Annotated in this window: 33 protein-coding genes; 4 read left to right on the top strand and 29 right to left on the bottom strand. The window is 64.9% G+C overall.

What is annotated here, in order from left to right; all coding sequences use genetic code 11:
• Nucleotides 1-52: 52 nt before the first annotated feature.
• The 25 genes from BM013_RS00120 to BM013_RS00235 all read right to left on the bottom strand — a co-directional run bounded on the left by BM013_RS00120 (nt 53) and on the right by BM013_RS00235 (nt 17,560).
• A complete protein-coding gene (locus BM013_RS00120) occupies nt 53-1,096 on the bottom strand; it encodes a phage late control D family protein (RefSeq protein WP_093121342.1) in 1,044 nt (347 codons plus the stop codon).
• A gap of 2 nt (nt 1,097-1,098) precedes the next feature.
• Nucleotides 1,099-1,524, bottom strand: a complete 426-nt coding sequence (locus BM013_RS00125) for a phage tail protein (protein ID WP_256221314.1) — start codon at nt 1,522-1,524, stop codon at nt 1,099-1,101.
• Between the two features lie 15 nt (nt 1,525-1,539).
• A complete protein-coding gene (locus BM013_RS00130) occupies nt 1,540-4,191 on the bottom strand; it encodes a phage tail tape measure protein (protein WP_256221315.1) in 2,652 nt (883 codons plus the stop codon).
• 107 nt (nt 4,192-4,298) lie between these two features.
• Nucleotides 4,299-4,415 (bottom strand): GpE family phage tail protein, encoded by a 117-nt coding sequence (locus BM013_RS00135; protein ID WP_093121344.1) that lies wholly within the window; start codon nt 4,413-4,415, stop codon nt 4,299-4,301.
• A gap of 8 nt (nt 4,416-4,423) precedes the next feature.
• Entirely contained in the window at nt 4,424-4,789 is a 366-nt protein-coding gene (locus BM013_RS00140) for a phage tail assembly protein (RefSeq protein WP_256221316.1), read from the bottom strand.
• A gap of 63 nt (nt 4,790-4,852) precedes the next feature.
• Nucleotides 4,853-5,365 (bottom strand): phage major tail tube protein, encoded by a 513-nt coding sequence (locus BM013_RS00145; RefSeq protein ID WP_093121345.1) that lies wholly within the window; start codon nt 5,363-5,365, stop codon nt 4,853-4,855.
• A 35-nt stretch (nt 5,366-5,400) separates the two neighbouring features.
• Nucleotides 5,401-6,582 carry a phage tail sheath protein gene (locus tag BM013_RS00150; RefSeq protein ID WP_093121346.1) on the bottom strand — a complete coding sequence of 394 codons (1,182 nt, stop codon included), beginning with the start codon at nt 6,580-6,582 and terminating at the stop codon, nt 5,401-5,403.
• A gap of 78 nt (nt 6,583-6,660) precedes the next feature.
• Entirely contained in the window at nt 6,661-6,828 is a 168-nt protein-coding gene (locus tag BM013_RS41110; RefSeq protein WP_177225392.1) for a hypothetical protein, read from the bottom strand.
• 10 nt (nt 6,829-6,838) lie between these two features.
• Entirely contained in the window at nt 6,839-8,446 is a 1,608-nt protein-coding gene (locus tag BM013_RS41610; RefSeq protein WP_218153621.1) for a hypothetical protein, read from the bottom strand.
• Nucleotide 8,447: 1 nt separating this feature from the next.
• Complete coding sequence (locus BM013_RS00160; protein WP_093121348.1) at nt 8,448-9,026, bottom strand: phage tail protein I; 579 nt, start codon at nt 9,024-9,026, stop codon at nt 8,448-8,450.
• Nucleotides 9,019-9,909 carry a baseplate assembly protein gene (locus BM013_RS00165; protein ID WP_093121352.1) on the bottom strand — a complete coding sequence of 297 codons (891 nt, stop codon included), beginning with the start codon at nt 9,907-9,909 and terminating at the stop codon, nt 9,019-9,021. The genes BM013_RS00160 and BM013_RS00165 overlap by 8 nt, the downstream gene beginning before the upstream one ends.
• 2 nt (nt 9,910-9,911) lie before the next feature.
• On the bottom strand, nt 9,912-10,274 hold the full coding sequence (locus BM013_RS00170) for a GPW/gp25 family protein (RefSeq protein ID WP_093121354.1): 363 nt from the start codon (nt 10,272-10,274) through the stop codon (nt 9,912-9,914).
• Nucleotides 10,271-11,008 (bottom strand): phage baseplate assembly protein V, encoded by a 738-nt coding sequence (locus BM013_RS00175; RefSeq protein ID WP_143098213.1) that lies wholly within the window; start codon nt 11,006-11,008, stop codon nt 10,271-10,273. Before BM013_RS00175 ends, BM013_RS00170 begins: the two co-directional genes overlap by 4 nt.
• Before the next feature lie 75 nt (nt 11,009-11,083).
• Complete coding sequence (locus BM013_RS00180; protein WP_093121357.1) at nt 11,084-11,536, bottom strand: phage virion morphogenesis protein; 453 nt, start codon at nt 11,534-11,536, stop codon at nt 11,084-11,086.
• Nucleotide 11,537: 1 nt separating this feature from the next.
• The gene (locus BM013_RS00185; RefSeq protein WP_093121359.1) at nt 11,538-12,050 is read right to left on the bottom strand and encodes a phage tail protein; all 513 of its coding nucleotides are present in this window, start codon (nt 12,048-12,050) and stop codon (nt 11,538-11,540) included.
• Nucleotides 12,034-12,570 carry a lysis system spanin subunit gene (locus BM013_RS00190; protein WP_093121360.1) on the bottom strand — a complete coding sequence of 179 codons (537 nt, stop codon included), beginning with the start codon at nt 12,568-12,570 and terminating at the stop codon, nt 12,034-12,036. The genes BM013_RS00185 and BM013_RS00190 overlap by 17 nt, the downstream gene beginning before the upstream one ends.
• Nucleotides 12,567-13,124, bottom strand: coding sequence for a lysozyme (locus BM013_RS00195; RefSeq protein ID WP_256221317.1), 558 nt, complete (start codon nt 13,122-13,124; stop codon nt 12,567-12,569). Before BM013_RS00195 ends, BM013_RS00190 begins: the two co-directional genes overlap by 4 nt.
• An 11-nt stretch (nt 13,125-13,135) precedes the next feature.
• Nucleotides 13,136-13,327, bottom strand: coding sequence for a hypothetical protein (locus BM013_RS00200; RefSeq protein WP_093121362.1), 192 nt, complete (start codon nt 13,325-13,327; stop codon nt 13,136-13,138).
• Nucleotides 13,324-13,791: a hypothetical protein gene (locus tag BM013_RS00205; RefSeq protein ID WP_093121364.1), complete on the bottom strand. Its 468-nt coding sequence runs from the start codon at nt 13,789-13,791 to the stop codon at nt 13,324-13,326. The genes BM013_RS00200 and BM013_RS00205 overlap by 4 nt, the downstream gene beginning before the upstream one ends.
• Nucleotides 13,772-14,152 carry a chemotaxis protein gene (locus tag BM013_RS00210; protein WP_143098214.1) on the bottom strand — a complete coding sequence of 127 codons (381 nt, stop codon included), beginning with the start codon at nt 14,150-14,152 and terminating at the stop codon, nt 13,772-13,774. Before BM013_RS00210 ends, BM013_RS00205 begins: the two co-directional genes overlap by 20 nt.
• 4 nt (nt 14,153-14,156) lie before the next feature.
• A complete protein-coding gene (locus BM013_RS00215; RefSeq protein WP_093121367.1) occupies nt 14,157-14,360 on the bottom strand; it encodes a tail protein X in 204 nt (67 codons plus the stop codon).
• Complete coding sequence (locus tag BM013_RS00220) at nt 14,360-14,830, bottom strand: head completion/stabilization protein (RefSeq protein ID WP_093121369.1); 471 nt, start codon at nt 14,828-14,830, stop codon at nt 14,360-14,362. Before BM013_RS00220 ends, BM013_RS00215 begins: the two co-directional genes overlap by 1 nt.
• A gap of 108 nt (nt 14,831-14,938) precedes the next feature.
• Nucleotides 14,939-15,655: a phage terminase small subunit gene (gpM, locus tag BM013_RS00225; RefSeq protein WP_093121371.1), complete on the bottom strand. Its 717-nt coding sequence runs from the start codon at nt 15,653-15,655 to the stop codon at nt 14,939-14,941.
• A gap of 5 nt (nt 15,656-15,660) precedes the next feature.
• Nucleotides 15,661-16,668: a phage major capsid protein, P2 family gene (locus tag BM013_RS00230; protein ID WP_093121372.1), complete on the bottom strand. Its 1,008-nt coding sequence runs from the start codon at nt 16,666-16,668 to the stop codon at nt 15,661-15,663.
• Nucleotides 16,669-16,717: 49 nt separating this feature from the next.
• Complete coding sequence (locus BM013_RS00235; RefSeq protein WP_093123236.1) at nt 16,718-17,560, bottom strand: GPO family capsid scaffolding protein; 843 nt, start codon at nt 17,558-17,560, stop codon at nt 16,718-16,720.
• A gap of 165 nt (nt 17,561-17,725) precedes the next feature.
• On the opposite strand from BM013_RS00235, the gene BM013_RS00240 reads away from it, so the two are divergent.
• The 3 genes from BM013_RS00240 to BM013_RS40340 all read left to right on the top strand — a co-directional run bounded on the left by BM013_RS00240 (nt 17,726) and on the right by BM013_RS40340 (nt 21,419).
• Nucleotides 17,726-19,504: a terminase ATPase subunit family protein gene (locus tag BM013_RS00240; RefSeq protein WP_093121374.1), complete on the top strand. Its 1,779-nt coding sequence runs from the start codon at nt 17,726-17,728 to the stop codon at nt 19,502-19,504.
• Entirely contained in the window at nt 19,504-20,499 is a 996-nt protein-coding gene (locus BM013_RS00245) for a phage portal protein (RefSeq protein ID WP_093121375.1), read from the top strand. The genes BM013_RS00240 and BM013_RS00245 overlap by 1 nt, the downstream gene beginning before the upstream one ends.
• Before the next feature lie 122 nt (nt 20,500-20,621).
• Nucleotides 20,622-21,419, top strand: a complete 798-nt coding sequence (locus BM013_RS40340) for a hypothetical protein (protein WP_143098215.1) — start codon at nt 20,622-20,624, stop codon at nt 21,417-21,419.
• Between the two features lie 376 nt (nt 21,420-21,795).
• Here BM013_RS40340 and BM013_RS00250 read toward each other — a convergent pair whose 3' ends face one another.
• From BM013_RS00250 to BM013_RS00270, 4 genes are all read right to left on the bottom strand, one after another.
• Nucleotides 21,796-22,401: a hypothetical protein gene (locus BM013_RS00250; RefSeq protein ID WP_093121376.1), complete on the bottom strand. Its 606-nt coding sequence runs from the start codon at nt 22,399-22,401 to the stop codon at nt 21,796-21,798.
• A gap of 856 nt (nt 22,402-23,257) precedes the next feature.
• Nucleotides 23,258-23,644 (bottom strand): hypothetical protein, encoded by a 387-nt coding sequence (locus BM013_RS00255; protein ID WP_093121377.1) that lies wholly within the window; start codon nt 23,642-23,644, stop codon nt 23,258-23,260.
• Between the two features lie 195 nt (nt 23,645-23,839).
• Nucleotides 23,840-24,172 carry a hypothetical protein gene (locus BM013_RS00260; RefSeq protein ID WP_093121378.1) on the bottom strand — a complete coding sequence of 111 codons (333 nt, stop codon included), beginning with the start codon at nt 24,170-24,172 and terminating at the stop codon, nt 23,840-23,842.
• 230 nt (nt 24,173-24,402) lie between these two features.
• Nucleotides 24,403-24,681, bottom strand: a complete 279-nt coding sequence (locus BM013_RS00270; protein WP_143098217.1) for a hypothetical protein — start codon at nt 24,679-24,681, stop codon at nt 24,403-24,405.
• Between the two features lie 137 nt (nt 24,682-24,818).
• Here BM013_RS00270 and BM013_RS00275 point away from each other — a divergent pair, with 137 nt between their 5' ends.
• The gene (locus tag BM013_RS00275) at nt 24,819-25,007 is read left to right on the top strand and encodes a hypothetical protein (RefSeq protein WP_093121387.1); all 189 of its coding nucleotides are present in this window, start codon (nt 24,819-24,821) and stop codon (nt 25,005-25,007) included.
• The last annotated feature ends 52 nt before the right edge of the window (nt 25,008-25,059 follow it).

Genomic DNA, 25,059 nt, shown 5'->3' on the forward strand with positions numbered 1-25,059 from the left:
CAGGCTTTAAACAATCTGACCAAAGAGCGTGCGCTGCTGGCCCGACCAACGTTCAATTGTCGTCGGCAACCGTGCTTTGCTCTGCATCTTCAGCTCCGGAAACTTCGAACTCTACATGGCTGGTGAAGCCGCCGTCCGGCGTCATCGTGTGCCGAACCTTGATCGACAACCAGTCCGTGTCGTCGATCACCTTCTTCCATCCTGAAACCTTCACCGGCGTCTGAGGCGTCAGCAGCGGCTGCCCAAGTGCTAAGTGCAGCTCGAAGGTGGCCGCACCGCGCTGGATGCGCCGCCACTCTGCCTGCGCCGCCACGCGCGCATCGGCCTCGTTCGCGAACGTCTCCTTCAGCCGCTTCGCGTTGCCGCTCACACCGACCAGCACGCCGCGCCGCTTCGCGCGCTTCGGGTCATGCCAGTAGGCCCTCACGCCGCTGTACGCGTCGCGGTCGCTGGTGTGGTACCGGTGGTTGTCGCCGTCGGCGCGTGTGATTTCGATGACCGGCAGGCCGTCGCCGCTCGAGGTGGTGGTGCCGACGATTGGCAGGAACAGCAGCCGCCCGCGCTTCACGGTCGCGACAGCGTCGTGCAGCTTGGCGAGGCGTGTGATGAAGTTCAAGTCGCTCTCGTTGGTCTGGTCGATGTGCGCGATCTGCCGAGCGCCGAGAGCGGGATCGATTCGCGCGAGCAGCAGGTGCCGCGCGGCGGTCTGCTGCAGAACCGCGCCCAGCGTGGTGTCGTGGAAACTGTGCTCGACCCGCGTGCGCAGCGACTGCCGCATCTCAGCGCTGCGTGCACGGATGCAGATCTGGTCCGGCGCGCCACTGTGCTCGGCCTCGTCGACGATGAAGGTTCCCTTGTCGACGAGGTCGGTGCCGCTCCAACCGATGGCCAGTTGCAGCACTCGGCCACGACCGGGGATCTCGAGTGCGCCATCGTGGTCCGACAGCACGAGGTCGAGCTGGTCGGCTTCCTGCCCGCGGCACTCGGTCAACGTCACGCTGATCAGGCGCGCATCGATGGCTGGCGTGATATCGCGGTCGCCGATCTTGAGACGGTAGGTCGGTGCCGGATGTGCTGGACGTTCGGTCGGGCCCATCGTCACGCCACCACTTCCTCGTCTTCGCCGATGGAGTCGGTCAGCTCGTCGTCGACGCGCTCGAGTTGCAGCTGGAACTCAATGCGGCGCGCGGCGCCGTTCGACAGGAACACCGTCTTCGTCTCGTTCAGGCCCTCGATGACGTAGAGGCCGTATACGACCCCCGTGCCATCGACCAGCGGCCAGGAGGCGCCCAGGTTGCCCATTTCGCGCAGCTCGTCGAGGGCGACGGTGCTACCGGTCAGCTCGGGCATCAGAACGCCCGACAGGTGGAAGGTGTCATCGCCCACGCCGAGGAACTGCCGCGCCGCGCGCGCGCCGATGCGGCTGTTGCTGGCGTGGCGCCACTTCATCTGCCGCTGCAAGTCTTGGTAGGCGAGGGTCGAGAGGCAGAAAACGAACTGGCCCAAGGCCATCATCATGTCCATGGTGCGGATCTCCGGTCAGTCGATGTCGGACAGCGAGGAGCGGCTGGCGGCACTCTTGGTGCGGGCGCGGCGGTCCAGCTCGGCCGACACGGCGCGGGCGATGGCCTGCGGGTCCATGCCAGGGGCCGCGTGAATGTGGATCTCGTACCTGTCGCCGCCCGCCGGCGCGTACGGCGCCGCGCTGGCGCTGATCGGCGCGCGGCTGTCGATGCGCGGCATGGCGCTCGCCTCGGCCGTCGTCATCGGCAACACCGAGGCGGCCGCCGTGGCGACGCCGAGCGCGGCCTGCCGCACGTAGCCCGCGCGGCTGGCGATGCCAACCGCGGCGCCGTTGCTGATCTCGCCGCCGGCGGCCATGAAGATGCGGCTTGGACTGTGGATGCCGAGCTTTTCCTTGAACCATGCCAGCGCCGAGTCGGCGGCACCTGTGATCGCGTCGCGGACCTGGCCGAGCGCGCCTGTGATGCCGTTGGCCAGGCCCGACATGATCTGGCCGCCGAACTCGGTGAACTTGGCCGGCAGGTCGAAGCCGAGCCAGCGCATGGCCTCTGCGAACGCCAGGTAGAGCAGGCCAGCCGGAGACCAGTTGATGATTGCAGCGCTGATGGTCGCGATGGCCGCCGGCACCGAGCCGCCGAGGTACTGCCAGAACTGGTCGAAGGCTGCCCGTGCGCGACCCCACAGGCCCGTGAAGAAGCTGCTGATGGGTCCCCAGTACTGGTAGATCAGATAAGCCGCTGTGGCGATGGCGGTGATCGTCAGTCCGATGGGATTCATGAGCAACGCGCGGCCCAGCCACAGGAGGGCGGTGCCGGCCAGCCGAAAGCCAGAAGCCACGAAACCCAGAACGCGCGACAGCAGCGTGCCCTGAATGCCCATGGCCGCGAAAGCGAAGCGCGTGGCGATGAAGCCGAGCAGCAGGGGGGCCACTACGAGCAGGGCCCCGCCGATGACCACTAGCGCCAGCGCCAGCACACCGAGGCCAGTGGCCAGGACCTGTGCGAGGCGCGGGTTGGCGGCCATCCAGTTCGTGAAGCCCTTGAGTGCGGCGGTCGCGAACCGCAGAGCGGCGACGTACGCCGGCATGATGCTGTCGCCGAACTGCTTGTAGAGGTCGTTGCGTCTGGCGGCCAGCTCGAGTTCGGCACCGGAGGTGGTCTGCAGCGCGCGCCCGTACAGCGTATCGATGCCATCGGCGCCGGAGTTGAGCTTGGCGTTCTTGTGGATCTGCTCACGTTGCAGGTACATCTGCGAGAACAGATTCGAGGCCGTCCGGTTGCTGAACATGGCGCCCATCTCGTCGAGCACGGCTTGCTTGTCGGTGATGCCGCGCTTCGCCAGCTCGGGCAGCAGAATTTTCTCCATCCATTCGAACTGGTTGTGGCGGAAGATCTCGCTACCTTTCAGCGCGCCCACGCCGAGCTGCGAGACCTGACCGACCTTGTCGTGCTTGACCTTCGACGGGTCGGCAATTAGGCCCAGCTCATCGAGCTTGATGGCCGCGCGCTTCGTGGTCTTGCCCTGGTAGATGTTGGAGTAGGCCGACATCATCGCGGTGCCCACGCGGTGGCCGCCCATTTCCTGCACCAGCGGCTCCATCTGGTAGTACATCGCCTCGTCGGTGAGGCCCTTGGCCGCGATGCCGCCCGTCTTGATGACGTTGAGCCATTCCTCGCCCTGCACGCGGCCGCCGGTGGCGGCGATCACGCGCTGGATCATGTCCGCCTGATCCTTGAACTTCTGCTCGCTCTCGAGGCCGCCGCGCAGCTCGATCACCTTGAGCATGTCCATGAACTTCTTCTCGTTCTCGTGACCCTGCTCGTCGCCGTATATCGCCTCGTTTGCGAACTTCATTCGTGCCAGCGTCGGCGCCACCATCTCGGCGTGATGCAGGTCCGCGAACACGCTCAGGCCGTCGCGCACGAGCGTCAGGTTGTCTCGGGTGCTGGTGCCATAGGTTTCCATGGCTTTGGCGTATGCGATGGCGTCGGCCGTGATCTTCTCGCCCATGCCGAGCGCCGCGACGCGCTGCTGCTCGGTCGCGAACTTCTTGCTTTCCTCGATGGGCGCGTGCATGCCGTGCAGGATGGCCAGGCCGGAGCCGCCCGATACGGCGCCGGCGACGGCCACGTTGTGCCCGAGGTGTCGGCCCTTCTGGTAGTCTGCCTTCGCCGCATGCATCGCGCGCTGGCGGTCGCCGAGCTGCTTGAGCTTCGCCTGCTGCTCTTCGATGGCGCGCGTGGTGGCTGAGATCTCGGTGCGCAGCTTGCGTTCGTGCGAGCCCATGGTGCTGGCGCTGATGCCGGCGGCGGTCAGCTTGTCGCGCAGCGCCTGCGCGCGCACGCTCTGGCGCTGTTGCTGCTCGGATAGCGCGGCCGTTTCCCGCTTCGCCGCGGCGAAGTCGCGAATCATCGACTTGGTAGGTGGCCCCATGGCGCCCAGACCCTGCGCGAGCTGCTTGACGCGCGCCTGTGCGGCCGTGAGCTTGGTCGCGGTGTCCTGCAAGCCAGCGCGGATCTCGCGGAACTCGCCAACGCTCTTCTGCTGCGTGTTCAATTCCTTCAGCCGGTCGCGCGCATCGCGCAGCGCCTTGGCGGCCTTGCTGCTGCTCTCGGATACACGCTTGAAGGGCGCCGAGGCCTTGTCCAGCGCCTGCAGGATGACCATCAGACGCAGATCGCCGCTACCGGACATGGGCACCCCCGAACGCGGCGTGAGCGCTGTGTAGGGGACTGGGAGAGGGCCGGCGGGCCCGGTCGGGATGGCGCATGCTGCTACTTCGGTGGTTCGTGGCGTTCGCGGGCGCGTTCGCGCCACTGCATCAGGTCGGACACCGTCATGTCATCCATCTGGGCAGGGCTCCAGTGGAAAACGAAGGCGATGTCCGCCATGGCGTCTTCTATGTGCCCTGGGATGCCGGCACCCGATCTGCTCTCGGCAGCAAAAAATTCACCACCTCGGTGCCGAGCTGCAGCAGATCGGAGGGCTCGAGCCCTTCGACCTCGGGCTTCGTGAGGCTGGGGACCGTGATGCGCGGCAGAACCATGTTCAGGGCCAGGACGTCCATCTGCATCAGGGCGGCCAGCGACGTGCCGCGCAGCTCGCCGGCGCGCGGCTTGCGCACGATCACCCGGCCGATGATCTGGGGGCCACGAATCACGGGCGTGTCGAGGATGACCTCGCCGGGCTGCGCCACGGCGGTGTCGTTGGTGCTGGCCTGCAGGCTGTCGCCAGCCGGCGCGGAGGTGTGGGTGTCGATGTTCATGATTGAAAAGGGGAGAGGGGGAAACGGGGAAGGGCACCGGCCGTGGCCGGCGCGCGGGTCAGGTCAGAACAGACCCAGCGCCTGGCGGATTTGCGCCATGCGGTCGACGCCGCCGACGACCTCGATCATGTTGACGAAGTCGATCTCCATCAGCACTTCGCCGTCCATCACCAGCTTGTAGTAGCTGAGCGCGGACTTCACTTTGATCTCGGTCTTCTCGCCGGCCTTGGCGTTGCCGGAGTCGATCTCCTTGTGCCGGCCGCGCATCACCAGTTCGACGGCCTGCACCTCGGCCGTGTCGTCGGCCTGCACGGCGCCCGTCAGGCGCAGCAGCACGGCGTCGTGCGTGGGTGCGCCCCACTGGGTGAACAGGCTCTTCATGTAGCCGGCAGCCGTCCATTCGAACTCGAGCGCTTCCATGCCGAGGTCGATGTTGACGGGGCCGTTCATGCCGCCGGCGCGGTAGTCCTCCATCTTCCGGCTGAGCTTGGGCGGGGTGGCTTCCGGCACTTCGCCGAGGTAGGCGTTGCCGTCGTTGAACAGGATGAAGTTTTTCAGAACGCGGGGTAGGGACATGGTGTCTTCCTCTGTGAATCAGCGAGCAGGGACCGTCAGGCCTTGGCGACCATGTCGGCGAAGTTCTCGTAGTAGCGGCCCGTGATGCGCTGCTGGAACATCAGGTTCTCGAGGGGCGCGACGGGAGTGAAGTCGTAGTCGAGGATCAGGCGACCATCTTTCAGCTCGTCGGCGGTGTTGAGGTCGCCATCGACCTCCCAGGCGCTGCCGCCCATGATGTAGCCGGCGCGCGTGAGGAAGCGGAACTTGGTGTTGATGCCCTCGAGGATGTCCTTTACCAGGCTGGGCAGCAGCGGTTTGTCGACAGCCCACATGTGCGCCTCGGCGATGGTGTCGGCCAGCACCTGCGCCGTTCGAGTGGCCGACTCGAAGGCGAACAACGGCTCGTCGCTGCAGGTGCGCGAACCCCAGAAGCGGTAGCCGTCACGGTTGATCAGCGTGGTCACGTCGCCGGCATTCAGCACACCCGCGTCGGTGGCCGGGTCCTGCAGGTCCCAGTAGATGTCCTTGCTGATGCCAGTAACGCCATTGACGGCGACGTTCGAGAGTGTCTTGTGCCAGCCGGTCTCGTTGTCGATCTTGGCGCGTAGGCCGAGCGCGAAGGCCACGGCGGGTGCACGCGCGTTGGTGCTGGTGACCAGGTCCCACGCGAGGAAGTCCGGGTGGATCACCATCAGCTCGCGCGCGCCGAACTGCTCGCGGTAGGCGGTTGCGTCCTCGACAGCGTCGCAGTCCCACGCGCTCACATAGGCCATGGCGCGCAGGCTGTGGGCGATGGTCGCCAGCGCGGCGGCCACGGGTTGCGTATCGAGGCCGGGGGCGCCGAGGATGCGCGGCTTGAGGCCCAGCTTCGCTTGTGCGGAGAGCAGCGCCTTCATGCCCGTGCGCTGGCCGGTCGGCAGCACCGTGCCGATCACGTTGGTGGTGGTGGTGGCTTCGTCGTTGCCCGGCGCGACACGTACCACGATGGTCAGCGGCCGGGCCTGCGACGCGATGGCTTCGAGCGTCTTCTTCAGCGTGCCGGTCGTGCCGGCCTTCGCCATCGCGTTGTACACGTTGGTTACGAGGACCGGGGTATCCAGCGGGAAGGTCGCTGCGTCGGCATCGGGCGCGGTGGCGATCAGGCCGATGATGGACGTGTTGATGACTCGGATAGGGCGCGTGCCTTCGGTGATCTCGATGACGCGTACGCCGTGGTGGTAGTCGGTGATTGCCATGGTGAAACTCCAGGTGGGAGAGTGAGTGTTGTGAAGTGGTGCGCCGTGCGGTCCGGTTCGTTCAGTGCAGCGGTCGCGTCATTCGGGTGTCCACAGCGCTGGCAGCGTCGCCGCGAAGGCGAGGTAGCGCGGGTCATCGCTGTTTACAGTCCCCTGGTTGGGGAACACGCCCGCATCCTGTTCGCACGAAAACGAGGCGACGATCACCTCTTGCCGCGCGTCCTTGAACTGCACGAAGATGAGCATGTCTTTCTCCTCAGAAGGTGAAGCCGTAGCTATTGATGGTGAAAGTCCCCGTGCCCACCGAATTCGAGGTCGCAAAGTAGGTGATCTGGGGGGTCGAGATGAGGCAGTCGGGATAAGTGCCGCCCACGGTGACGCTTGCGCCGGCGTAGCTCTGCTGAGCCACATAGCCGGGCGTCCCCTGCCCGAGCGGGGTCGCACACACCGCAGTACTGATCCCGCCGGCTTGGCTGGCCGCCATCGCCGTATTGCCCTTCCATCGAACCGCGTTCTTGGGGACCGCGCCTGCGATGGACAGCGCGGTAAACGTGCTGTTCGTGCCCGGGCCCGAGTAGATGCTCTGGAAGTAGTACATCTCGCGGTCGACCTGCCGCGCCATGGCCAGCAGGCCGCCGGACGTTGTGGGCCAGATGCCGATCAGCGCCGAGTGCGTGTACCCGGCTGGCATGTTCGGGCCGCTGTACACCTCGGGCGCCACTGCCGCAGTCGCATTCATCCCGACGACGTGATTCGCGCCGGTTAGCGGGTTGGCGAGGGCGTAGCAGGCGACCCAGCCCGACGCCGGCGCCGCGCCTGCGTCCATTCCGCCCGCGCCGCCCTTAGAAACGTCGAGCGTCTTGTTGAAGCCTGGGATGCAATACCTGCTGCCGCCCAGCGCGGACTGGACCACGATCTCGTCGGCGGTGATCGTCAGGGTTGCAGCCGCCGCCGTCTGGGTGGCCCGAAGGTTACGCACGCTGCCGACGACGCCGGCCGCCTGCGCGACCTGCACCGCGTGCGACGGTTTCGTGCCCGGGGCCACCTGCGACGCGGCGCCAGTGCACTCAAGCAGCACGAAGGCAGGAAGCGCCGCATTCCAGACGACGTGGCACTTTCCGCCGGCGGCGATCTCGCCGCCCTGCAGCGGCGCATGCGCCCCGCCAACCAATGTCTTTGCGCCGATGCCGTTCACGTTCAGCGTCGCGGCGCCGGTGTTCAACGCGCCCGCCTGAAACCACAGCTCCATGCCGTCGACCAGCGCCGCAATCGCGGGCGCATAGGCCACTGCGCAGGCGTTCGCGGGCCCTGTGTCCACACCGTATCGCGCCGCATTTTTCTGCACCTCGGCGGTCGCAGTGCCGGCGGGCTCGGCGCCGATGTTCGTGCGCGCCTGAGCCGCCTGTGGGCCGGTCAAGCCTTGGGCCGCATCGTGGCGGACGTACTGCCCGTGAGGGTTCGCGGCGCTGGCGTGAGCCGTGAGGTCCGCGTCCGTTGCGTACTGCGAGTGCGGGTCAGGCTTTGCTTCGTGCGTGGCCACAGCATCGCCGAGTGAAGCGTTGAGTTCGGCGAGGGTGAATCCCCAGCGAACCCATTTCGCTCCATCGGTGCCTGGCGCAACGTTGAGGCTTTCCCCGACGCTCTTCCACGAGGTGCCGGCGTAGCTGACATACGCGACGTTCGCCGGGTAGGTGAAGGTCGCATCCCACGGCGTGACGTTGCGCAGGCGCTGATAGAGCGCCCGGTTGGCCAGCTGCCGTGGCGCCCGGTTGTCTACGCCCGTAGGGCCGCCGAGGACGGGGTCATCTTCCTCCAGCTGGTAGATGCCCGCTTCCCACAGGTCGGTTTCGTTGAGGTTGGCCATGTCAGGCGCTTCCGTGGTTGTAGGCGCCGTCGCGTCGTGTGGCGCCGTTGTGGCTGTTCGCGACCGCGGCATAGCGCAGCGCAACCAGATGGCAGCGCGCGGGAGCGACGGACGGCAGGAGCTTGCGCAGGCGTTCCGCCTGTGCATTCGTGATGGGGCGCTGGAACGACACCATGTAGGTGGCCCACGTGGTTGACAGCGGCGCATGCGGGTACACGCCGTTGCGTCGGATGGTGCCGTTGTGTGTACGACCGCCGACACGTTCGAGGATGTCGACCTCGCCGAAGCCCAGCGACCGGATCAGCAAGCGGATCGCCCAAGGCGTGCCCTTGTGACGGTGGATCTCGATGCTCGACAGGATGAGCGCGCGCCGCGCGTCGTCGGACCTGGCCTCGTGCCAGGCTTCTACAGACAAGGTCCACGAGAGCCACGGCAGTAGCGGCGCCAGGCACAGCATGGCGGTCCACAGATGGCGCAGGCCATCGGTATCCAGATCCATCGGCGATGCGCCCGCCAGTGCCAGTTCGAGGGGCGTGCGGTTGGGCGGCAGCAGGCGCTGTGCTGGGGTGAGGCTAGCCATCGACGACCACCTCCGTCAGGCTGATGCCGGTAACGCGCACCCACTGGGTCCTCGTGCACAGCATGTCGGCCGGCGGCGCCGTGATCACCACACGGTTTACGCCCGGCTGGTGCAGCGCGGCATCGATGCCGGAGTGCGGCAGGCCGGCGGCGAGACGGCGAACCTTGAGCAGCCATGCACCGAGCGCTTGACGCGCGTTGTCCATCGCCACGTCGCCGACAGCGCCCTCCTGGCGGTACACGGTGGCTTCGATGGTGGTTTCGAAGATCTCGGGTGCCTGCACCGGTACGCTGTCGCACAACGGCCGGATCCTCTCTGCATTGAGCGCGCCGCGCACGGTGTCGAGCAGCTCTTCAGTCGGCACACCGCTGGGCTCTGCCGACAGGACTGTGACCCGTACGGTCCCCGGGATGGGACTGTCGATGCCCACGTCGGCGACCAACGCACTGGCGGTGAGAGCGTGGAAGCGGTAGCTGTCGACGGGCCCGGCCGTCGTGATGCCCTCGGGCGCGAGCTGGATGCGCTCGCGGAAGCGCTCGTCGTCTTCGTAGACCGCAGGCACCGGAGGAACCGCATTCGGATTTGCTGGCGTCACGACAAGCCGCGCGACCTGGTAGTTCGCGGCGAGGTTGTCGAGGTCGGTGCCTCGGGCGTAGGCCAGCATGCACGCCTTGGCCGCATCGTTGATGCGCTGGCGCATCTCCAGCTCCTGATAAGCCTGGACCTCGAGCAGCTTCATTGCCGGGTCGGACTCGAGCAGCAGCGTGTAGTCGAGACCGACCTGCTGGCACAGTGCCTGAAACTGCGCTGTGCGCTTCGCGAGGATCACCTCGAAGTCAAGCGCCTCGATCACGGCCGGCGCCGGCAGCAGCGACATGTCCATGCTCACGCAGCCGCTCCGATCTGCACCGGCACGCGCATCGAGAGCACGCTGCGGCGCTGGCCTGGCGGGCTGTAGATGCCCTGCAGATCGAGCAGCACTTGGCCGGGCGTCTCAGTGGCGAAGATCTGCACGCGCGACAGCCGCAGGCGTGGCTCCCACTTCATCAGCGCGCCGGCCGTGGCCGCGTACAGACGCACGCGCGTGGCGCCGTTGTCGGGGTGGTCGATCAGCTCGGGCCAGAGACTGCCGTAGTCGCGGCGCATCACGCGGCTGCCAAGCGGCGTGCCGAGAATGTCGGGAATGCTCTGACGCAGGTGATCGATGCCGGCGAGCGGCTTGCCGGTCTGGCGGTTCATCCCGCTCATGGCACCGGCCCGTCGCTGGTATCGCCGCCGTGCGCGACGCCCGAGGTGCGGTGGTTCAGTAGGCTGATTTCGCCAGCCTTGATGTCGCCGCCGTCCGTCGCGATGCCGTGGCCGTTGATGAACGCCATGTCGCCATCGATCTGGGCAGTCTTGCCGCCGGGCCCAGCGCCCGAGCCTGCCATGCCGGCCGTGTAAGTGAGCAGGCCCTGCACCAGCAGCTGGCCAGTCACGATGTTCATGGGCGCGTCGAGTGTGATCTCCTGCGAGTGCACCTTGGCGCTCTCGCTGGCGGTCACGTCGGCCGTCTTGCAGTGCACTGTGATCGAGTCCGGCACGGTGATGTCGGCGGTGCCGCCTTCGGGCAGCGTGGCCTTCAGGGCGCTCGCGGCGTGGTCGTATTCGATGACAGCGCCGTCAGGGTAGGTCGTGCGCTCCACGTTGGGGCTGTCGCCGTTGGCGGGCATGCCGTCGCTGAAGATGCCGACCAGTACGAAGCCCGCGGCCATGTCGCCTCCGGGGGAGAACACCATGCATTGCTCGCCCACGATAGGTGGCGACCAATGTCGCACGTCACCGGCGCGGCGCGCGAACCAGCGCAGCCAGTTCGTCTCGAGTCCGCCCGACTTCACGCGGCATTTGTAGCCTTCGGTGTCTACTGCAAGGATGGTTCCGGCGCGTACAAGGTTCTCGATGAGGCGCTGCAGTTCGACGGTGGATGGGGCCTTTCCAGACATGCCGTCGATGGTGCCGACCCTGCGCGCGCGACGCACGGGATACCGGTTCTATCTCGCTTGTCTAGAACCGCAAGTTCAGGTGCCGAGGTGCTGTAGCAGGAGGTCCTTGATCAGTTCGCGCTCGGGGTCCGTCAAGCCGAGTAGACCGCGTGCCGGGTACTGGTAGGTGGGCCCGCCGGGCTGCACCTTGTCGCGCAGCCCGAAGTGGTGGACACGTGCGATACGTGCCGTTCGCCCGAAAAATCCCACGGCCACACCGTCTGCATCGACCTCGACACGCAGGTGCCGCGCGGCGCGCAACTTCTCGAACATCGAGCGACGGATGCGGCCTTTCTGCAAACGCGCTTGCGTGGTCTTGCGCGGCTCGTAGGCGGTGCCGTCCGGATTACGTTGTGCGGCGATGCGCGCTGCCTGCTCGCGGCGCAGCGCCTGGCCGATCTTGCGCGCCAGAGCACGGCGTTTCGGCGGGGTGAGCGCCGACAGCAGCGGTGTCGCCCAGTCCTCGAGCGCGCGCAGATCGTCTGCCATGTCAGAACTCCGTCGCCGGGAAGTCCCACGCGGCGAGCTGTTGACCCTCGAAGAAGACTTCCACGCGCTCGGCCGACTGCACCGTGCCCACGTGCGCCGGCTCCTGCGCGTGCGTCACGTCGTAGCGCAGGGCTGTCACCACTGAAGCCGGGTCGGTGCCGGGCGCCACAATGACGCGCTCGGTCAGGTCCAGCTCGATGGAGAGATCGATCGTTTCCTTGTTGAGGTACTCGGCCTCGAAACGAATGCTCTTTTCCCGGAGATCCACGTTCTCGAAGATCTCGACCTGCTGGGTGCGCAGCCAGGCCAGCAGCGGCACGAAGATCGCATCGGCGTGGCTGCTGTAGTCGAGCACCACAAGCTTCAGCGTGTAGCGGTAGACGTACGACAGCGACCGGGCGCCGGCGGCGACGATACGCCCCCCAGTGATGAAGATCGACAGCTTGTCAGGATCGCGCTGCAGTTCTGGCGTCGCCGCTGTCAGGTGCGCGCGCAGGCTATGGGGTTTGAGCACGAGCGCTTCCCGTCAGGGCGTTGAACTGGCCGCGGACCTCGTTGTATCGGTCGATGCAGGCGTTGAGGTCGACGATGGCGGCGTCTCCATCGCCGGTGATTCCCGCCACAGCTGCCGCAAACGCTGGGTCAAGTTCGGCTCGCGCTTCTTCAGGTTGGCCGGCAGCGGAGGCACCTTCATCGCCGGCTGGGCGACAGGCGGGAGCGCGGGCGGGGACTGACACCCGCACACCGCCAGAGGAAAGCCGATGCTCAAGAAGAGCCTTTTCGCCTTGGACACGTTCGATCTCCTTTGAATGCGCCGCATCGCGCGCGACGAGTCCCTCGGCCAGCGCCTGCTGTGCATCGAGGGTGCGCTCCAGCGCATTGACGACGGCCCGCGCGTTCGCCGCGCGCTCCGATTGCCACTCGAGTCGCACGGCCGCGCCGCGAGACTCGGCCCCGAGGTGGTATGCCAGGCCCGTCCATGCGGCGCATATCGCGACCGCGAGCAGGTAGAGCAGGGCCTTGAGCCAGCTCATGGGAACTTCGCCACGCCGGCCACGATAGCGGCCTGCGGGTCCATGCCGAGGAACAACTGCCGTTCGGCCTCCCGGCGGCGCTGCAGGCCCTTGCTGAGAGTGCCGCCTGAGATGTTCCATCGCGGGAACTCGGCGGCGGCGCCGGCGAAGTCGCCCGCGTTGAGCTTTCGCATCAGGGTGGAGCCCGTCATGTTGGTGGCGCCGGTGTTGTAGAAGATGGACACCAGCGCATCGAACTGGCGCTGCGTGAGGTCGACCCGACAGGCCCCGCGCACGGCAGGCTCGAACTCCGCGGCCATGCGGTGTGCATAGCGCCGGTCCGCCTCCGCCTGCGTGATGGCCATGCCCGGAACCACGTCGGGCCCTGCATCGCCCCAGCCGATGGTCCATGGCTTGCCGCTCATACGTGCGTAGGCTGCCGGGACGGTCGCCAGTCGGTACGGGTCGATGCGCGCAGCGCGCAGCGCCTTGTAGAGGGCCGAACCCGGGTCCGGATAGGCCAGCAGCTTGCACTGTTCGAAGTAGTGCGCCACGGCGTGACCGTCTGCACTCATGTGAAAGTCGTTCATTGGCGGGACCTGGCGCATTCAGCGTAGAGGGCGATCACGCCTTCGTGGTGCTGTTGTCGTTGCACGGGCGTAGCGCCGGCCGGCAGCGAGGGCAGGGCGGCACAGGTCGGCTCGACTGGCGCCGGGGCGATACACGCGGCGAGCGGGGCCAGCGCGGCGGCCGCGAGCAGGAACAGCACCGGCTTCATTGAGCGCGCTCCTGTATGCGGGCGTTCGCCTTGGTGACGGCGCTGTTCACGGCGCGGCGTTCCTGTTCCTGTGCGGCGCTGACCGACTGGGCGGTGACCGCCGCGCTCGCGGCCGTGCGCGCGGCGGTCTTCGCCGTGGCTGCAGCGCTGTCAGCCTTGCCCGCGACTTCCGCGACAGCCTCCGCAGCCGACGACACCGAAGCGGCGGCGTCGGCCACCTTCGCCGCAGAGCGCTCGGTCTTGCCGGACAGCGCACCCAGTGCTGTCTGGTAGCTTTCCTGCAGGCGCGCAATCTCCTCGAGGCGTGCCTGGCGTTCCTGCTGCACACCGGCGTAGTAGCCGATGGCGATGCCGCCGCCGATCAGGCCGCTGATCACGATCAACGATTCCACGACGCGACGCACCGCGCGCGGCAGGTGCCGGGTCGGCGTGAGCGGTGCCAGGTCAGAGTCGTGGGTTGGCATGGATCTGTTCCTCGAGGTTGGAGATCTGTGCGCGCAGCCGCTCGAGTTCGGCGTTCTGCCGCTCGATCTGCTTGGTCAGCTCGGACATCTGCCCCTGCAGCTTGTAGAGCTCCCGGTAGGCCTCGTTGCGCTCCTCGGCGAACTTGTCGGCGCGTGCCTCGGCCTGCGCGCGCGCTTCGCGTTCCGACTTCAGCATGTCCTCGTAGACCGCAAGCGCCTTGATCTGCCCGGCGCTGTCGGCGCCCGCCATCTCCCGGTTACTCTTCTGACTGAAGAAGTAGATCGCGGCTGCTAGGCCGATGGCCGCAGCGCCACCGAAGACACCTCGCAGCTCAGTGAACAGCGCTATGAAGTCGCTCATGGCTTCAATCCCACAGGGCGACAGTGCGCCGCGTGCTGGTGGTGGTGGGCTCGGCCAGCTCGACGAGCAGGCCGGCAGGGAGGATCGGGCCGCGATCAGCGAGCCCGGGATTCAGCAGCAGCGTCGCCTCGACGACCCCCTGCGTGCGCTGCAGGTAGCGCCAGCACAGCAGGTCGACGGTGTCGTTCTGTTCGGTGCGAACCTGCATCAGATCAGCTCGACGGTGGTGCGGCGGATGCCGAGGAAGTCGGAGACGGCCCAGCGAACGTCACGGCGAAAGTCACATGCGCCCGGCTCGCGCCTGTCTGCGGCCTTGTCCCCGGCGCCCGTGGTGTCGAAGTCGCGATAGCGCTCGACGAGGTCGGCCTGCGCGGCGCTGTAAACGGCGCGCAGGTAGTGCGCGACCTGTGCGCTCTTGCCATCGATCTGGGGCGCCGGCACGTCCTCGAGCTTCACGCGGCCGAGCGCGAGCTGTGCGGCCTTGTACAAGGTCAGTTCCGCATTCACGCTCAGCACTGCCTGCACCGCGCTGTAGCGCAGCCGGTCGGGCGTGACCGTGCCATCCAGCCGCGCGGTCGCGCGCAGCTTCGCTAATTCGATGTCGGGAAACCAGCCGTCATTCACCAGCGTGGGTTCTTCGGCGGCGGTTGGCGAGGGCGGGTTTCCGAGGAAGTTCATGGCGAAGAGGAAATAGGTCGGCGGTGGTCGGGCTTCGTCCGTGGGCTGGCCGATGAAGGGGCCTTCAGGGTTCGGCCCGAGCCGCCGGGGTTCCGGGGTCCGGAATCGTTACGGCGCTGGCGGCGCGGCGTTGGAGGAATTCCGCAGCCGTCGCTCGAGGCGCTCGATGTCTTTCTTCACGCCCACCTGGTCGTACAGATTGAGCGCGCGCTGAAGGTTGTTCAGGCCTGCGGCCACGGCCGGCAGCGGCATGGCGTCGTAGTCGACGTCCCCCGATGCCTTCCGGCCGATGAAGGCGTAGCCGAGTGCCTTGTGCAGCTTCGCGCGGGCCTGATCGGGTGCGTCGAGCGCGTCGGTGCAAGCCAGCACCTGAGGCAGCATGTCGCGCGCCTCCTCGAGCGTCATCTTTCCGCTGAGCGCGGCGCCGCCGAATTCGTCGATCAGCACCGTGCCGAGGCTGCGGTCGTACTGGTCGGGCATCTGCAGGCCGTGGGCGATGGCATAGGGCGCCATCTGCAGGGCACGTGCGTAGTTGCCGGCGTCGATGTGCCACACAAGAACCGTCGTGAAGATCACGTCCTGGCCGCCGGAGCCGGCCTCGAGCGTGCTGTCAATCCACGCGTCGTATTCCGGCAGGAATTGGCGCTTGGCTTCGATCTTCCGCTCGATGGATTGAATGTCCTTCAGGCGGCGGCGATGCTCGGCCAGCTGCACCAGGCCGAGTTCGTAGGCGGTGCCCTGTGGCTCGCCGCCCGCCGGCGCCGCGGCAACCGCGATCACAGCGAGCTTGCGTTCCAGATGGCGCTGAGCGGGGGTCTGGCGCATGGCGGTCAGTCGGCGATCTCGATGTTCTCGATCAGCGCCGTGAGGCCGTAGTCCTCGACCACGAAGGCATCGTTGCTCGACTCGAAGTTCTCGATGCGGTCGCGCTTGGCGTTGTCGACGACCGTGCGGCGGCGGGCGGACTCTTGCCAGTAGATCGACAGGTTGTCGGCGCGCGTGATGAGCACTTTGTTCGGCGGGAAGTACGGCACCGTCACGCCCGGCAGGCCGCCGAGGCGACGCTGGCTGCGCACGATGTCGGCCGCGAGGATCTCGGTTGGAGCGGTCGGATCGCTTACGAGCGGGAACAGCTTGTCGTGCATCAGGTTGCGCCCGATGATGGCGACCAGGCCGCCGTCCTCGCGGTACCACGTGTCGAGCAGCGTCTGCGCGGCGTCGTACACCAGCGCGTCGAGGTTCTTGTAGTCGCCGGCCGGGCCGACCGTGACCTTGCCCGCCACGGCGCCGTGATCCATGACGCGCGTCGGCGCCTCGACCTTGATGTGCTTGAGCCAGCCGATGTTCACATCTTGCAGCAGCGGGTTCGCGGCGAGGTCGGTGGTGGCCGCGATGGTTTCGCCGTTGAAGCCGATCATCATGCGGTCGAGCGCCTGGCGCTTGAGGATCAGGTCACGCACGCGGGTCTGGAAATCCGGAAACTTCGCCCACGCGTCGAGGGTGGCGTACTTGATGAAGGTGTCGTAGTTCGTCTTCACGCACTCGTAGCCGTGGGCGTCCAGCGTTTCGACCGAGCGCGGCGAGCGGTCGGTGGTGTCGGTGTTGGTGCGGCTCGCGATGGGGCCGCTGATGCCGAGCCCGAGCTTCTCCCCCTTGAGTTCCCTGACGCCGATGATGTTGATCGACTTCAGGAACTCGCTGGTTTCCTGCAGCTTGGTCTCCAGCGTCTGCTGCACAGTCGGCGCGACGGCGAACTGCTCACGCGCGCTGGGCACGCCGCTGAGTTCGCTGAGCCGGGTCAGCCATTGGTTGAAGACGAGACGGGTTGCGTTTTGCATGAATTGCTCCGGGTGATTCGAAAGGGCGGGGGCGTGTGGGGTATGCCGATCAGCAGTCGGTCTTTTGCGTGGCGGGGTCGCCGCCCGTGGCCGGCGGCCGTTGCGAGTGCTTGCCCGCTTCGGTGGTGTCGATGGTCTTGAACTTCGCGTCGAGGTCGCTGTACTTGGCCTCGAGCGCGGTGAACTTCTTCAGCAGATCGGCCGCCGACCTGTCGCCGTCGCTCTGGCGCTGTGCGATGTCGCCCATGGCCTCGCCCATTTCCTCGACCACGTCGAGCAGTTCGCCCACCGTGTCGTCGGTCTTCTTCGAGAATCCGGCGAACTTCTTCTTGAACGTATCGCCGAAGGTCTTCACGCGGTCGAGCAGCGATGTGTCGGGGGCGTCGTCTTCGAATTCGAGGGTGACTTCGAGCGCTTCGGAGAACAGCGTGTCGGGCGAGGTCTTGCGGCTCTTGAAGGGGTTCGCGTCGGGGTGCTGCGCAGCGAAGCTGAGCACCTCGGTGCCGAGGCTGGCGGGGCTGTCGGTGACCGCGAGGCCCACGAGGTAGGCCTCGTTGGTGTCGGCGAACTTCGGGTTCACCTCGATGGAGGTGTAGATCTTCTGCTTTTCCTTGGTGGTCATGGCGACCAGGTCGGGCAGGGGCGAGATCTCGGCGAACAGGGCCAGCTTGCCGTCCTCGACCGCACGAGCCTCGACCGACAGCACATCGCCGTAGGCCTTGAAGGCGCTGTCCGGGTACATGCCGCGCATGTGTTCGAGCCACACGCGCGCGCCGTACTTTTTCGGATCGAAGTTCTTCGACATCTGCTCGATCCACGAGCGCTCGATGCGTCGACCGTCAGTGGTTGCGCCTTCGGTGGCGACGCGGAACTTCTTGGATTTCTGGGCCATGGTGGTGTGCGTGTAGGTTGAAGGCGAGGTGCGTGATGCGATGAGACCGATGGTCGGCGCAGCACGCGAGCGGCTCAACGCAATCCGGTTCTAGATCGCTGGGTTAGAACCGAAAGGAGGCCGCTGACCGTCGCGCAGGGCAGCCCGCGCCCATAGCCTCAGGCCATGTCTTCAAGCAGTGCAGTCGCAGAAAAGCCCGAGGTGCAGATGCCCGATCAGCGTCGGGCAGCACGGAACCTCTATTGGCAGGGCTGGCGGATTTCCTCCATTGCGGAGTACCTCGGCCAACCGCGGACGACTGTGCACGGCTGGAAGGATGCCGAGCAATGGGACAAGGCGCAAGCCATCGAACGCGTTGAAGGCGCGTTAGAGACGCGCCTGGTGCAGCTGATCGCCAAGGACCAGAAGACCGGCGGCGACTTCAAGGAGATCGACCTGCTGGGCCGGCAGATCGAGCGGCTGGCGCGCGTGCACAAGTACGAGAAGACCGGCAAGGAAGCCGATCTCAACCCGAACCTCGAGAAGCGCAATGCGGGCCCGAAGAAGCGCCCCACGCGCAACAACTTCAGCGAGGAGCAGGTCGTTCAGCTGCGCGATGCGTTTCAAGACTCGCTCTTCGGGCATCAGAAGATCTGGCATCGCAACAGCACCGAGCGCACGCGCATGGTGCTCAAGAGCCGGCAGGTCGGCGCGACCTGGTACTTCGCTCGTGAGGCGCTGCTCGATGCCATCGCGACGGGCCGCAACCAGATCTTCCTGTCGGCAAGCAAGGCACAGGCGCACATCTTCAAACAGTACATCGTTCAGTTCGCTCGCGAGGCCTGCGAGGTCGACCTGACGGGCGACCCGATCATCCTGCCCAACGGCGCTCACATCTATTTTCTGGGCACCAACGCGCGCACCGCGCAGGGCTACCACGGCAACTTTTACTTCGACGAGTTTTTCTGGACAAACCGCTTTGAGGAGCTGAACAAGGTCGCCAGCGGCATGGCGATGCACAAGCAGTGGCGCAAGACCTACTTCAGCACACCGAGCTCGATCCAGCATCCCGCATATGCCTACTGGAGCGGCGAGCGCTTCAACAAGCGCCGGCCGAAGGACCAGCGCATCGCGCTCGACTTGTCGCATGCGCGGCTCGCTGGCGGCTTCACGGGTGAGGACAGGGTGTGGCGCAACATCGTCACCATCCTCGACGCGCAGGCGGGCGGGTGCGACCTGTTCGACATCGACGAGCTGCGCCTGGAGTACAACTCGGAAGAGTTCGCCAACCTGCTGATGTGCGAGTTCATCGACGACACGCTGTCGGTGTTCCCGATGTCCGAGCTGCAGGGCTGCATGGTCGACTCGTGGGTGGACTGGGCGAACTTCTTCAAGCCCTTCACCCTGCGCCCCTACGGGCACCGCCCGGTGTGGGTGGGCTACGACCCCTCGCACACTGGCGACACGGCCGGCTGCGTGGTGCTGGCGCCGCCGGACAAGCCGGGCGGCAAGTTCCGCCTGCTCGAGCGCCACCAATGGCGCGGGCTCGACTTCGAGGCGCAGGCGGAAGCCATCCGGCAGATCACCCTTCGCTACAACGTGACGTTCGTCGGCATCGACACCACCGGCCTCGGCCAGGGCGTGTATCAGCTGGTGGCGAAGTTCTTCCCGGCGGCCAAGGCGATCAACTACTCGGTCGAGGTGAAGACGCGCCTCGTGCTGAAGGCGAAGAACGTGATCAGCAAGGGCCGGCTCGAGTTCGACGCTGGCTGGGTCGACCTGGCACAGGCCTTCCTGGCCATCCGCCGCACGCTCACGGCCAGCGGCCGGAACGTGACTTACGACGCGGGCCGTAACGAGGAGACCGGCCACGCCGACCTCGCGTGGGCCTGCATGCATGCCTTGGACAACGAGCCGCTCGAAGGCCTGACCGCCGCGAACAGCGGCTTCATGGAGATTTCCTGATGGATACACAAGCGCTGGCCGACAACGCGGCCCGCATGGAGGCGTTCACCTTCGGTGACCCAATGCCGGTGATGGACGGCCGCGAGGTGCTCGACTACATCGAGTGCTGGATGAACGGGCGCTGGTACGAGCCGCCCATCAGCATGCACGGGCTCGCGCGGTCGTTCCACGCGGCGACCCACCACAGCAGCTCGATCTACTTCAAGCGCAACATCCTGCTGAGCACATTCGTGCCGCACAAGCTGCTCGACCGCACGACCTTCAGCGCGTGGTCGCTGGACTTCCTCATCTTCGGCAACGGATACCTCGAGCGCCGCGACTCGCTGACCCGGCGCCCGGTGAAGCTGCAGCACGCGCTCGCCAAGTACATGCGCCGCGGCGTCGACCTCGACAGCTATTTCTTCGTGCGCGGCTGGAAGGAAGAGCACGAGTTCAAGGCGGGCAGCGTGCATCACATGCGAGAGGCGGACATCAATCAGGAGGTGTACGGCCTGCCGGAGTACCTCGCCGCGCTGCAGTCGGCCTGGCTCAACGAGAGCGCCACGCTGTTCCGCCGGCGCTACTACAACAACGGCAGCCATGCGGGCTTCATCCTGTACATCAGCGACCCGGCGCAGCAGCAGGGCGACATCGACGCTATGCGCGACGCGCTGAAGAGCAGCAAGGGGCCAGGCAACTTCCGAAACTTGTTTCTCTATTCGCCCAACGGGAAGAAGGACGGCGTGCAGCTGATTCCGGTGAGCGAGGTCGCGGCGAAAGATGAGTTCTTCAACATCAAGAACGTGAGCCGCGACGACGTGCTGGCCGCCCATCGCATCCCGCCGCAGCTGCTGGGCATCGTGCCGAGCAACACGGGCGGCTTCGGCGCCGTGCTGCCGGCGGCGCAGGTCTTCGCCCGCAACGAGATCAGGCCGCTGCAGGACCGATTCAAGGAGATCAACGAGTGGATCGGCGACGAGGTCGTGCGGTTCACCGACTATGAGGTGCCCGAGTGAGGCCATGCTCACTGACTGAATGTTGCAAGGGTTGTCCGACGTAGGTGTACCCCGGTGGAAGGGTCTTGTATCCGTGTATTCCTAGCATTGACGCAGGGGGATGGCCTGTACATTTTGGTGCTATGCCTGATCAAAAAAATGAAGAATTTAGCGACGGAAATGCAGCGGCCGGCGACGGAAAGGGGTGCATCTACTGCGGTGAAGCTGCTGTTTCTGATGAGCACATTTTTGGGAAATGGCTCAATAAGAAGCGTCCCGCAAAGAATCGAACAAGTACAAAATTAATTGTAATAAATACCGGTATCCATTCGATAATACAGCCGCGAATGCCGTCAACTAAGAATGGTGGAATTTTTACGACCAAAAGTAGAAGGGTTTGTATCTCTTGCAATGGTGGATGGTTGTCAAAAATTCAAAGTGCGACCAAGCCTGCAGTTGAAAAACTGATCTCAGATGAGGTAGTCGAACTTTCGCCTGAAGAATTGGTCGCCTTGCGTGCTTGGGCAGTCAACGCCTCGCTTCTTTTGGACTTGAGTGATGCAAGAACTTCAGCAACTCTTAAATCGGATTTTGCACACTTTTATTTACATCAAACTCCGCCTATTCGCTGGCGAATTTGGGTGGGCCGATACAAAGGCAAGGAGTGGGTTGGAGGCAAATCGCGTCATGTAGGCGGAGCCGCGAAATTAATTACTGAGCCCGACCACTCCACGTACAACTTTCAACTTTCGATATGGAATGTCGACCCGGTATTTTTTTTGGTGGTGAGCGCTCACGATGATCGATATTTGCCTAATTTCAGCAGATTCGAAAAGTTTCTTAAGCCAATTTGGCCAGAACAACGCGCGAAGTTTGTTTGGCCGACAACTTTCATCGCTGGTGACTCTGAAATGGAAGAAATGACAAGATTCATGCTGTAGTGATCATCGGGTTCCAATATGTGACGTCAGCAGTTTCTTATCCGCGCACGGTTGCGACTGCAGCGCTGGGCGGGATGAACCTCCCACGCACCGACGAGGAACTGAGCACGGTCCGCGTGCGGTTGCACTACGTCATCATTGAGCGGCTCGACTAGGCCACGTGTGTCGAGCGCTATGACCGCCGCAGCAACACCTCTGTTTGACACGGCCTCGAGCAGTAGGACCGCAGGCCGAGCTGTCGAGTCGATGAAGGTCGGGTGAAGCAACCGCCTTTTGTCGATCACATTCACAGTCCGTGCTGTCAAGAACTGCGCGCTGTCGCGCGAGCTGCTGATTTCCAACTTGTAGTTCCAATGCGGCTGGCGATCGATGCTCGTCACGCGTCTGTTCCGCGTCGTGTGGTCAGCGGATTTTCCAGGCCGAGTTCAGCCGCTGTAATGCTTGGTGCGTGTGTGGAAGCGGCTTGGGCACACTCGTCGAGGACGATCTCTAGATTCAAAGCTGTCAACTGCGCCTGATCGGCCCAGCGCTCGATCCACGCGCTGCGAAGCTCCGCGTTCGCAGCACACCATAAACTTGACATCGAATCAATGCTTTCGAGCAGGGTCGACAACTCGCCAATCGACCTGCCGAGGCGGCTTGCGCAGTGGTCCGCCAGCGGCAGTAGCTGCGCCAGCACGTCCAGCCCCATGGTTTGCAAACTCTCTCGCTCCAGCAATGCGATGGGAACGCGCAGCTCAGCTTGATTTGCCCACGATGCGCGGCTCGCCGGCAGCAAAACGGCGAGCTTGCGGGCAAGCGCGGCGATATTGCGCACGTGATTGAGGTGATGAGCCGCGACCAGACCCGCCCGTGCTTCGGCATCTGCTGAAGCCTTTTTCGCTGTCCCGCGTGAGAGCCATAGGGCAACGAACACGGCCCCGCATGTGCCCGCCGCCGTAAGTGTGTCGAGCAGGTACTTGAACACTTCCATCTTCGTCATCTTCCGCTCCTGTTAGTTTGCCCAAGAGTATCGACGCGTGCATGAACTACCTCGCTGGAAGGCTCATAAGCGAGTTATCGGTCTTGGCCGCGCCTCAACCCCTGCCTATGTCCTGATGCAGCGTCCATGGCCCCAACGGACGCCCTACGCGCTCCCTTTGTGCCTCCCGGGTACTGGGGCGATGGCCGAGAGCTACTTTGCCCCCTGGCGCGCGGTCTTGACCCCGCCACGCCTGCCCGCTAAATGAGGCTCTTTCGTCGGACCCGTCGAAGGGCCGCGCGTCCATGAGCCATGCCGCGCGGCGGCCCGCCGGCCCCCTCTCACAGGCGACGCGTTGTGACGTCCTTTAAGCGGGCCCGGGGCGATGAGCGCCGCGAAGTCGAGGTGTGGACTGGGGAGACCAAATCCGGTTTGGGTTCGGGAAAAACCTAATTTCCTAATCGTGGGGGTGAAATCGGCCGCAAACCCGCATGGCGCCTAGCGCTGCGCTGGTTAGGCCTGACCCTAATCTGACCTAACCTGAGACCTAATTCTTTCGTAAGTCATTGATTTATATGGAAATTTGTTTTCTCGAAGATCAGAGTGGGGAACCCTAATTTGGTTAGGCCTAGGTTAGGAAAAAGTTAGGTTTCATTGAACTGTCGAAACCCGCATGGATAAAGGCTTTGCGGGGTGTTTGGGGTGATCGATTAGGAAGATTAGGCTTTCCCCGAACCCTCCCCGGAATTTGGTGGGAGCGTTGCCTAGCCTGAGCGCGAGTCGGCTCCGGGAGGTTTTTGAACTCTGGTGAAAGTAGGGTCCGTCGGAAATGTCACCAACCGGTGGACCTGCGGCATGCGGGGTGAAACTGAGTCCGTCAGCCGTCCTTACGCGTCGAGGAGCGTTCGTCAAACTCATCACGGAGCGCGTTTCGCTGTTCCAAAACGCTAGACAGGTCTTCGCGAAATGCGTCCACCCGCGGCATCCGGAAGCCCAGCCAACCGAGTCCGGGGTGACGTAGGTTCAGGATCAATGCGCCATCGGGTTCAATCGCCCATTGCCACGCTGGCCCATCGACCTGCGGCGAGGTCTTGATTAGAAGCGGGAGCCGTTCGGAGAACGCCGGCTCCATCATCTTCCTGCTCTCGGCCAAGACGCTAATGAGCCGGTCGAATGCCTCTGCGGGCGGCACTTCTCCCGTCGTCGACCAAGTCGCAAGATCCACTCCATCTTCGTGAGTCATCTCGACAGTCATCAGCTTCATTGCCTGGCCTTTCCGGTGCGTTGGTCGAACGAACAGCATGCTCGCGCGATCAACGAAATATGGCAACGGCACGTAACCTCTGCTCGCCGCAAAGCCGCGAGAGGTGGCCTGGTAAGCGATGCCGATGACGACTCGGTCTTGTGCTCGCCTCCGCCGCTTCGGATATCGCAGCGAGGTCACGACGGCAGCATGCCGTCACCGAGCAACGGGTACCACGAGCCAGACCTGCCGGTGCTCGAAGATTCTCAGCTTCTCGTCTATACGCTGGCAGTCCAGCTCCGTGCCCGTGAGCAGGAAGCCGGGGCCCTTGAAGGGGAGCATCTGTGGGTCGACGATCAGGCCTGCCGAGCGCGCCTGAGGCACCCCCCAGTGCTCGAACAGCATCGCCTCCACCAGGTTCCGGCTCGAGTTGTTCTTTTCGCGGTCGGACTCACGGATCATCACGGTGACGCGCAGCGGAGGGTCCCGCTCCGCAGGCTTGAGGCGCAGCCCATTGCGCATCAGGAAGGTGACCTCGGCGAAGAACATTCAAAACTCAACTTTGCTCGTCTTCATCGGGTGCTTGGGGCATTAAGCTCGGGAATCCATGCATCACGGCGCGGATGTGATCTCCTGCGTTGCGGTCGAGGTCGCCGTATAGGTCGCCGATGCGCGCGCAACGGCCAGCGACGTGGTCTGCAAAGTCACGCAGGGTAGAGCGCATGGGCTCATCAGGACCGAGTTCACCCACGCGGCGCGCCATGGCTTGGAGCTCGTCTTCAATTGTTGCGCCAGGCTCCACCCTCGACCCTCCACCCTGGTGGGACCTCTGCGCCCGGCTTCATCCACGCCGGGGTGTTGACGCCCAAGATGTACTCCGTGCGTTCGCTGCCGTACTGTCGCTTCGCGATCTCGCCAGGCGGCTCCTTTCCGGAGGTTCCGTACAGCTCGCATGCATCCTCATGGATGTCGTCGTACGCCGCGCGTGGCTCGATCTTGAGCGCTGCGGTGATGAACTTGTCTACCCACTCTTGGCGGGCCGTCTTCATTTTGCTCATGGCGTTCTCCGATAGGTTTCCAAGATCGCGCGGTTGCCCGCGCGCACCAGCACATCCGGCCGACGTCCCAGCCAGAAGGCCAAGCGCACCATTCGATGTACTGGATAAATATACAGTGATTGCGGTAGACTGCAAGCATGGAAATCATGCCGGCGAACCTTTGGATTGCCGCCTGCGCGCACCGGTTGCAACAGCAGTGGCACACCGTCGACCCTCTTGACCTGGAGGATGTCGCGGGCGATCTGTGGCGCGACGCGCGGCTGCGAGCGATGCCGCCCGAGGAGGCGGCCGTCGACTGGCTCAAGCCGATCAACGAGGTCGGGTAACTGTGGATGTCGCAGCGGTCGCGCGCCGCCGCGTCGGCCATCAGAATGTGCC

The organism is Variovorax sp. OK605 (assembly GCF_900115445.1).
GTDB lineage: Bacteria > Pseudomonadota > Gammaproteobacteria > Burkholderiales > Burkholderiaceae_C > Variovorax.

Excerpts from the sequence above, each read along its gene's own strand:
- BM013_RS00120 (WP_093121342.1), bottom strand. The coding sequence starts at position 1,096 with ATGGGCCCGACCGAACGTCCAGCACATCCGGCACCGACCTACCGTCTC.
- BM013_RS00125 (WP_256221314.1), bottom strand. The coding sequence starts at position 1,524 with ATGGACATGATGATGGCCTTGGGCCAGTTCGTTTTCTGCCTCTCGACC.
- BM013_RS00130 (WP_256221315.1), bottom strand. The coding sequence starts at position 4,191 with ATGGTCATCCTGCAGGCGCTGGACAAGGCCTCGGCGCCCTTCAAGCGT.
- BM013_RS00135 (WP_093121344.1), bottom strand. The coding sequence starts at position 4,415 with ATGGCGGACATCGCCTTCGTTTTCCACTGGAGCCCTGCCCAGATGGAT.
- BM013_RS00140 (WP_256221316.1), bottom strand. The coding sequence starts at position 4,789 with ATGAACATCGACACCCACACCTCCGCGCCGGCTGGCGACAGCCTGCAG.
- BM013_RS00145 (WP_093121345.1), bottom strand. The coding sequence starts at position 5,365 with ATGTCCCTACCCCGCGTTCTGAAAAACTTCATCCTGTTCAACGACGGC.
- BM013_RS00150 (WP_093121346.1), bottom strand. The coding sequence starts at position 6,582 with ATGGCAATCACCGACTACCACCACGGCGTACGCGTCATCGAGATCACC.
- BM013_RS41110 (WP_177225392.1), bottom strand. The coding sequence starts at position 6,828 with ATGCTCATCTTCGTGCAGTTCAAGGACGCGCGGCAAGAGGTGATCGTC.
- BM013_RS41610 (WP_218153621.1), bottom strand. The coding sequence starts at position 8,446 with ATGGCCAACCTCAACGAAACCGACCTGTGGGAAGCGGGCATCTACCAG.
- BM013_RS00160 (WP_093121348.1), bottom strand. The coding sequence starts at position 9,026 with ATGGCTAGCCTCACCCCAGCACAGCGCCTGCTGCCGCCCAACCGCACG.
- BM013_RS00165 (WP_093121352.1), bottom strand. The coding sequence starts at position 9,909 with ATGGACATGTCGCTGCTGCCGGCGCCGGCCGTGATCGAGGCGCTTGAC.
- BM013_RS00170 (WP_093121354.1), bottom strand. The coding sequence starts at position 10,274 with ATGAGCGGGATGAACCGCCAGACCGGCAAGCCGCTCGCCGGCATCGAT.
- BM013_RS00175 (WP_143098213.1), bottom strand. The coding sequence starts at position 11,008 with ATGTCTGGAAAGGCCCCATCCACCGTCGAACTGCAGCGCCTCATCGAG.
- BM013_RS00180 (WP_093121357.1), bottom strand. The coding sequence starts at position 11,536 with ATGGCAGACGATCTGCGCGCGCTCGAGGACTGGGCGACACCGCTGCTG.
- BM013_RS00190 (WP_093121360.1), bottom strand. The coding sequence starts at position 12,570 with ATGAGCTGGCTCAAGGCCCTGCTCTACCTGCTCGCGGTCGCGATATGC.
- BM013_RS00195 (WP_256221317.1), bottom strand. The coding sequence starts at position 13,124 with ATGAGTGCAGACGGTCACGCCGTGGCGCACTACTTCGAACAGTGCAAG.
- BM013_RS00200 (WP_093121362.1), bottom strand. The coding sequence starts at position 13,327 with ATGAAGCCGGTGCTGTTCCTGCTCGCGGCCGCCGCGCTGGCCCCGCTC.
- BM013_RS00205 (WP_093121364.1), bottom strand. The coding sequence starts at position 13,791 with ATGCCAACCCACGACTCTGACCTGGCACCGCTCACGCCGACCCGGCAC.
- BM013_RS00210 (WP_143098214.1), bottom strand. The coding sequence starts at position 14,152 with ATGAGCGACTTCATAGCGCTGTTCACTGAGCTGCGAGGTGTCTTCGGT.
- BM013_RS00215 (WP_093121367.1), bottom strand. The coding sequence starts at position 14,360 with ATGCAGGTTCGCACCGAACAGAACGACACCGTCGACCTGCTGTGCTGG.
- BM013_RS00220 (WP_093121369.1), bottom strand. The coding sequence starts at position 14,830 with ATGAACTTCCTCGGAAACCCGCCCTCGCCAACCGCCGCCGAAGAACCC.
- gpM (WP_093121371.1), bottom strand. The coding sequence starts at position 15,655 with ATGCGCCAGACCCCCGCTCAGCGCCATCTGGAACGCAAGCTCGCTGTG.
- BM013_RS00230 (WP_093121372.1), bottom strand. The coding sequence starts at position 16,668 with ATGCAAAACGCAACCCGTCTCGTCTTCAACCAATGGCTGACCCGGCTC.
- BM013_RS00235 (WP_093123236.1), bottom strand. The coding sequence starts at position 17,560 with ATGGCCCAGAAATCCAAGAAGTTCCGCGTCGCCACCGAAGGCGCAACC.
- BM013_RS00240 (WP_093121374.1), top strand. The coding sequence starts at position 17,726 with ATGTCTTCAAGCAGTGCAGTCGCAGAAAAGCCCGAGGTGCAGATGCCC.
- BM013_RS00245 (WP_093121375.1), top strand. The coding sequence starts at position 19,504 with ATGGATACACAAGCGCTGGCCGACAACGCGGCCCGCATGGAGGCGTTC.
- BM013_RS40340 (WP_143098215.1), top strand. The coding sequence starts at position 20,622 with ATGCCTGATCAAAAAAATGAAGAATTTAGCGACGGAAATGCAGCGGCC.
- BM013_RS00250 (WP_093121376.1), bottom strand. The coding sequence starts at position 22,401 with ATGACGAAGATGGAAGTGTTCAAGTACCTGCTCGACACACTTACGGCG.
- BM013_RS00255 (WP_093121377.1), bottom strand. The coding sequence starts at position 23,644 with ATGAAGCTGATGACTGTCGAGATGACTCACGAAGATGGAGTGGATCTT.
- BM013_RS00260 (WP_093121378.1), bottom strand. The coding sequence starts at position 24,172 with ATGTTCTTCGCCGAGGTCACCTTCCTGATGCGCAATGGGCTGCGCCTC.
- BM013_RS00270 (WP_143098217.1), bottom strand. The coding sequence starts at position 24,681 with ATGAGCAAAATGAAGACGGCCCGCCAAGAGTGGGTAGACAAGTTCATC.
- BM013_RS00275 (WP_093121387.1), top strand. The coding sequence starts at position 24,819 with ATGGAAATCATGCCGGCGAACCTTTGGATTGCCGCCTGCGCGCACCGG.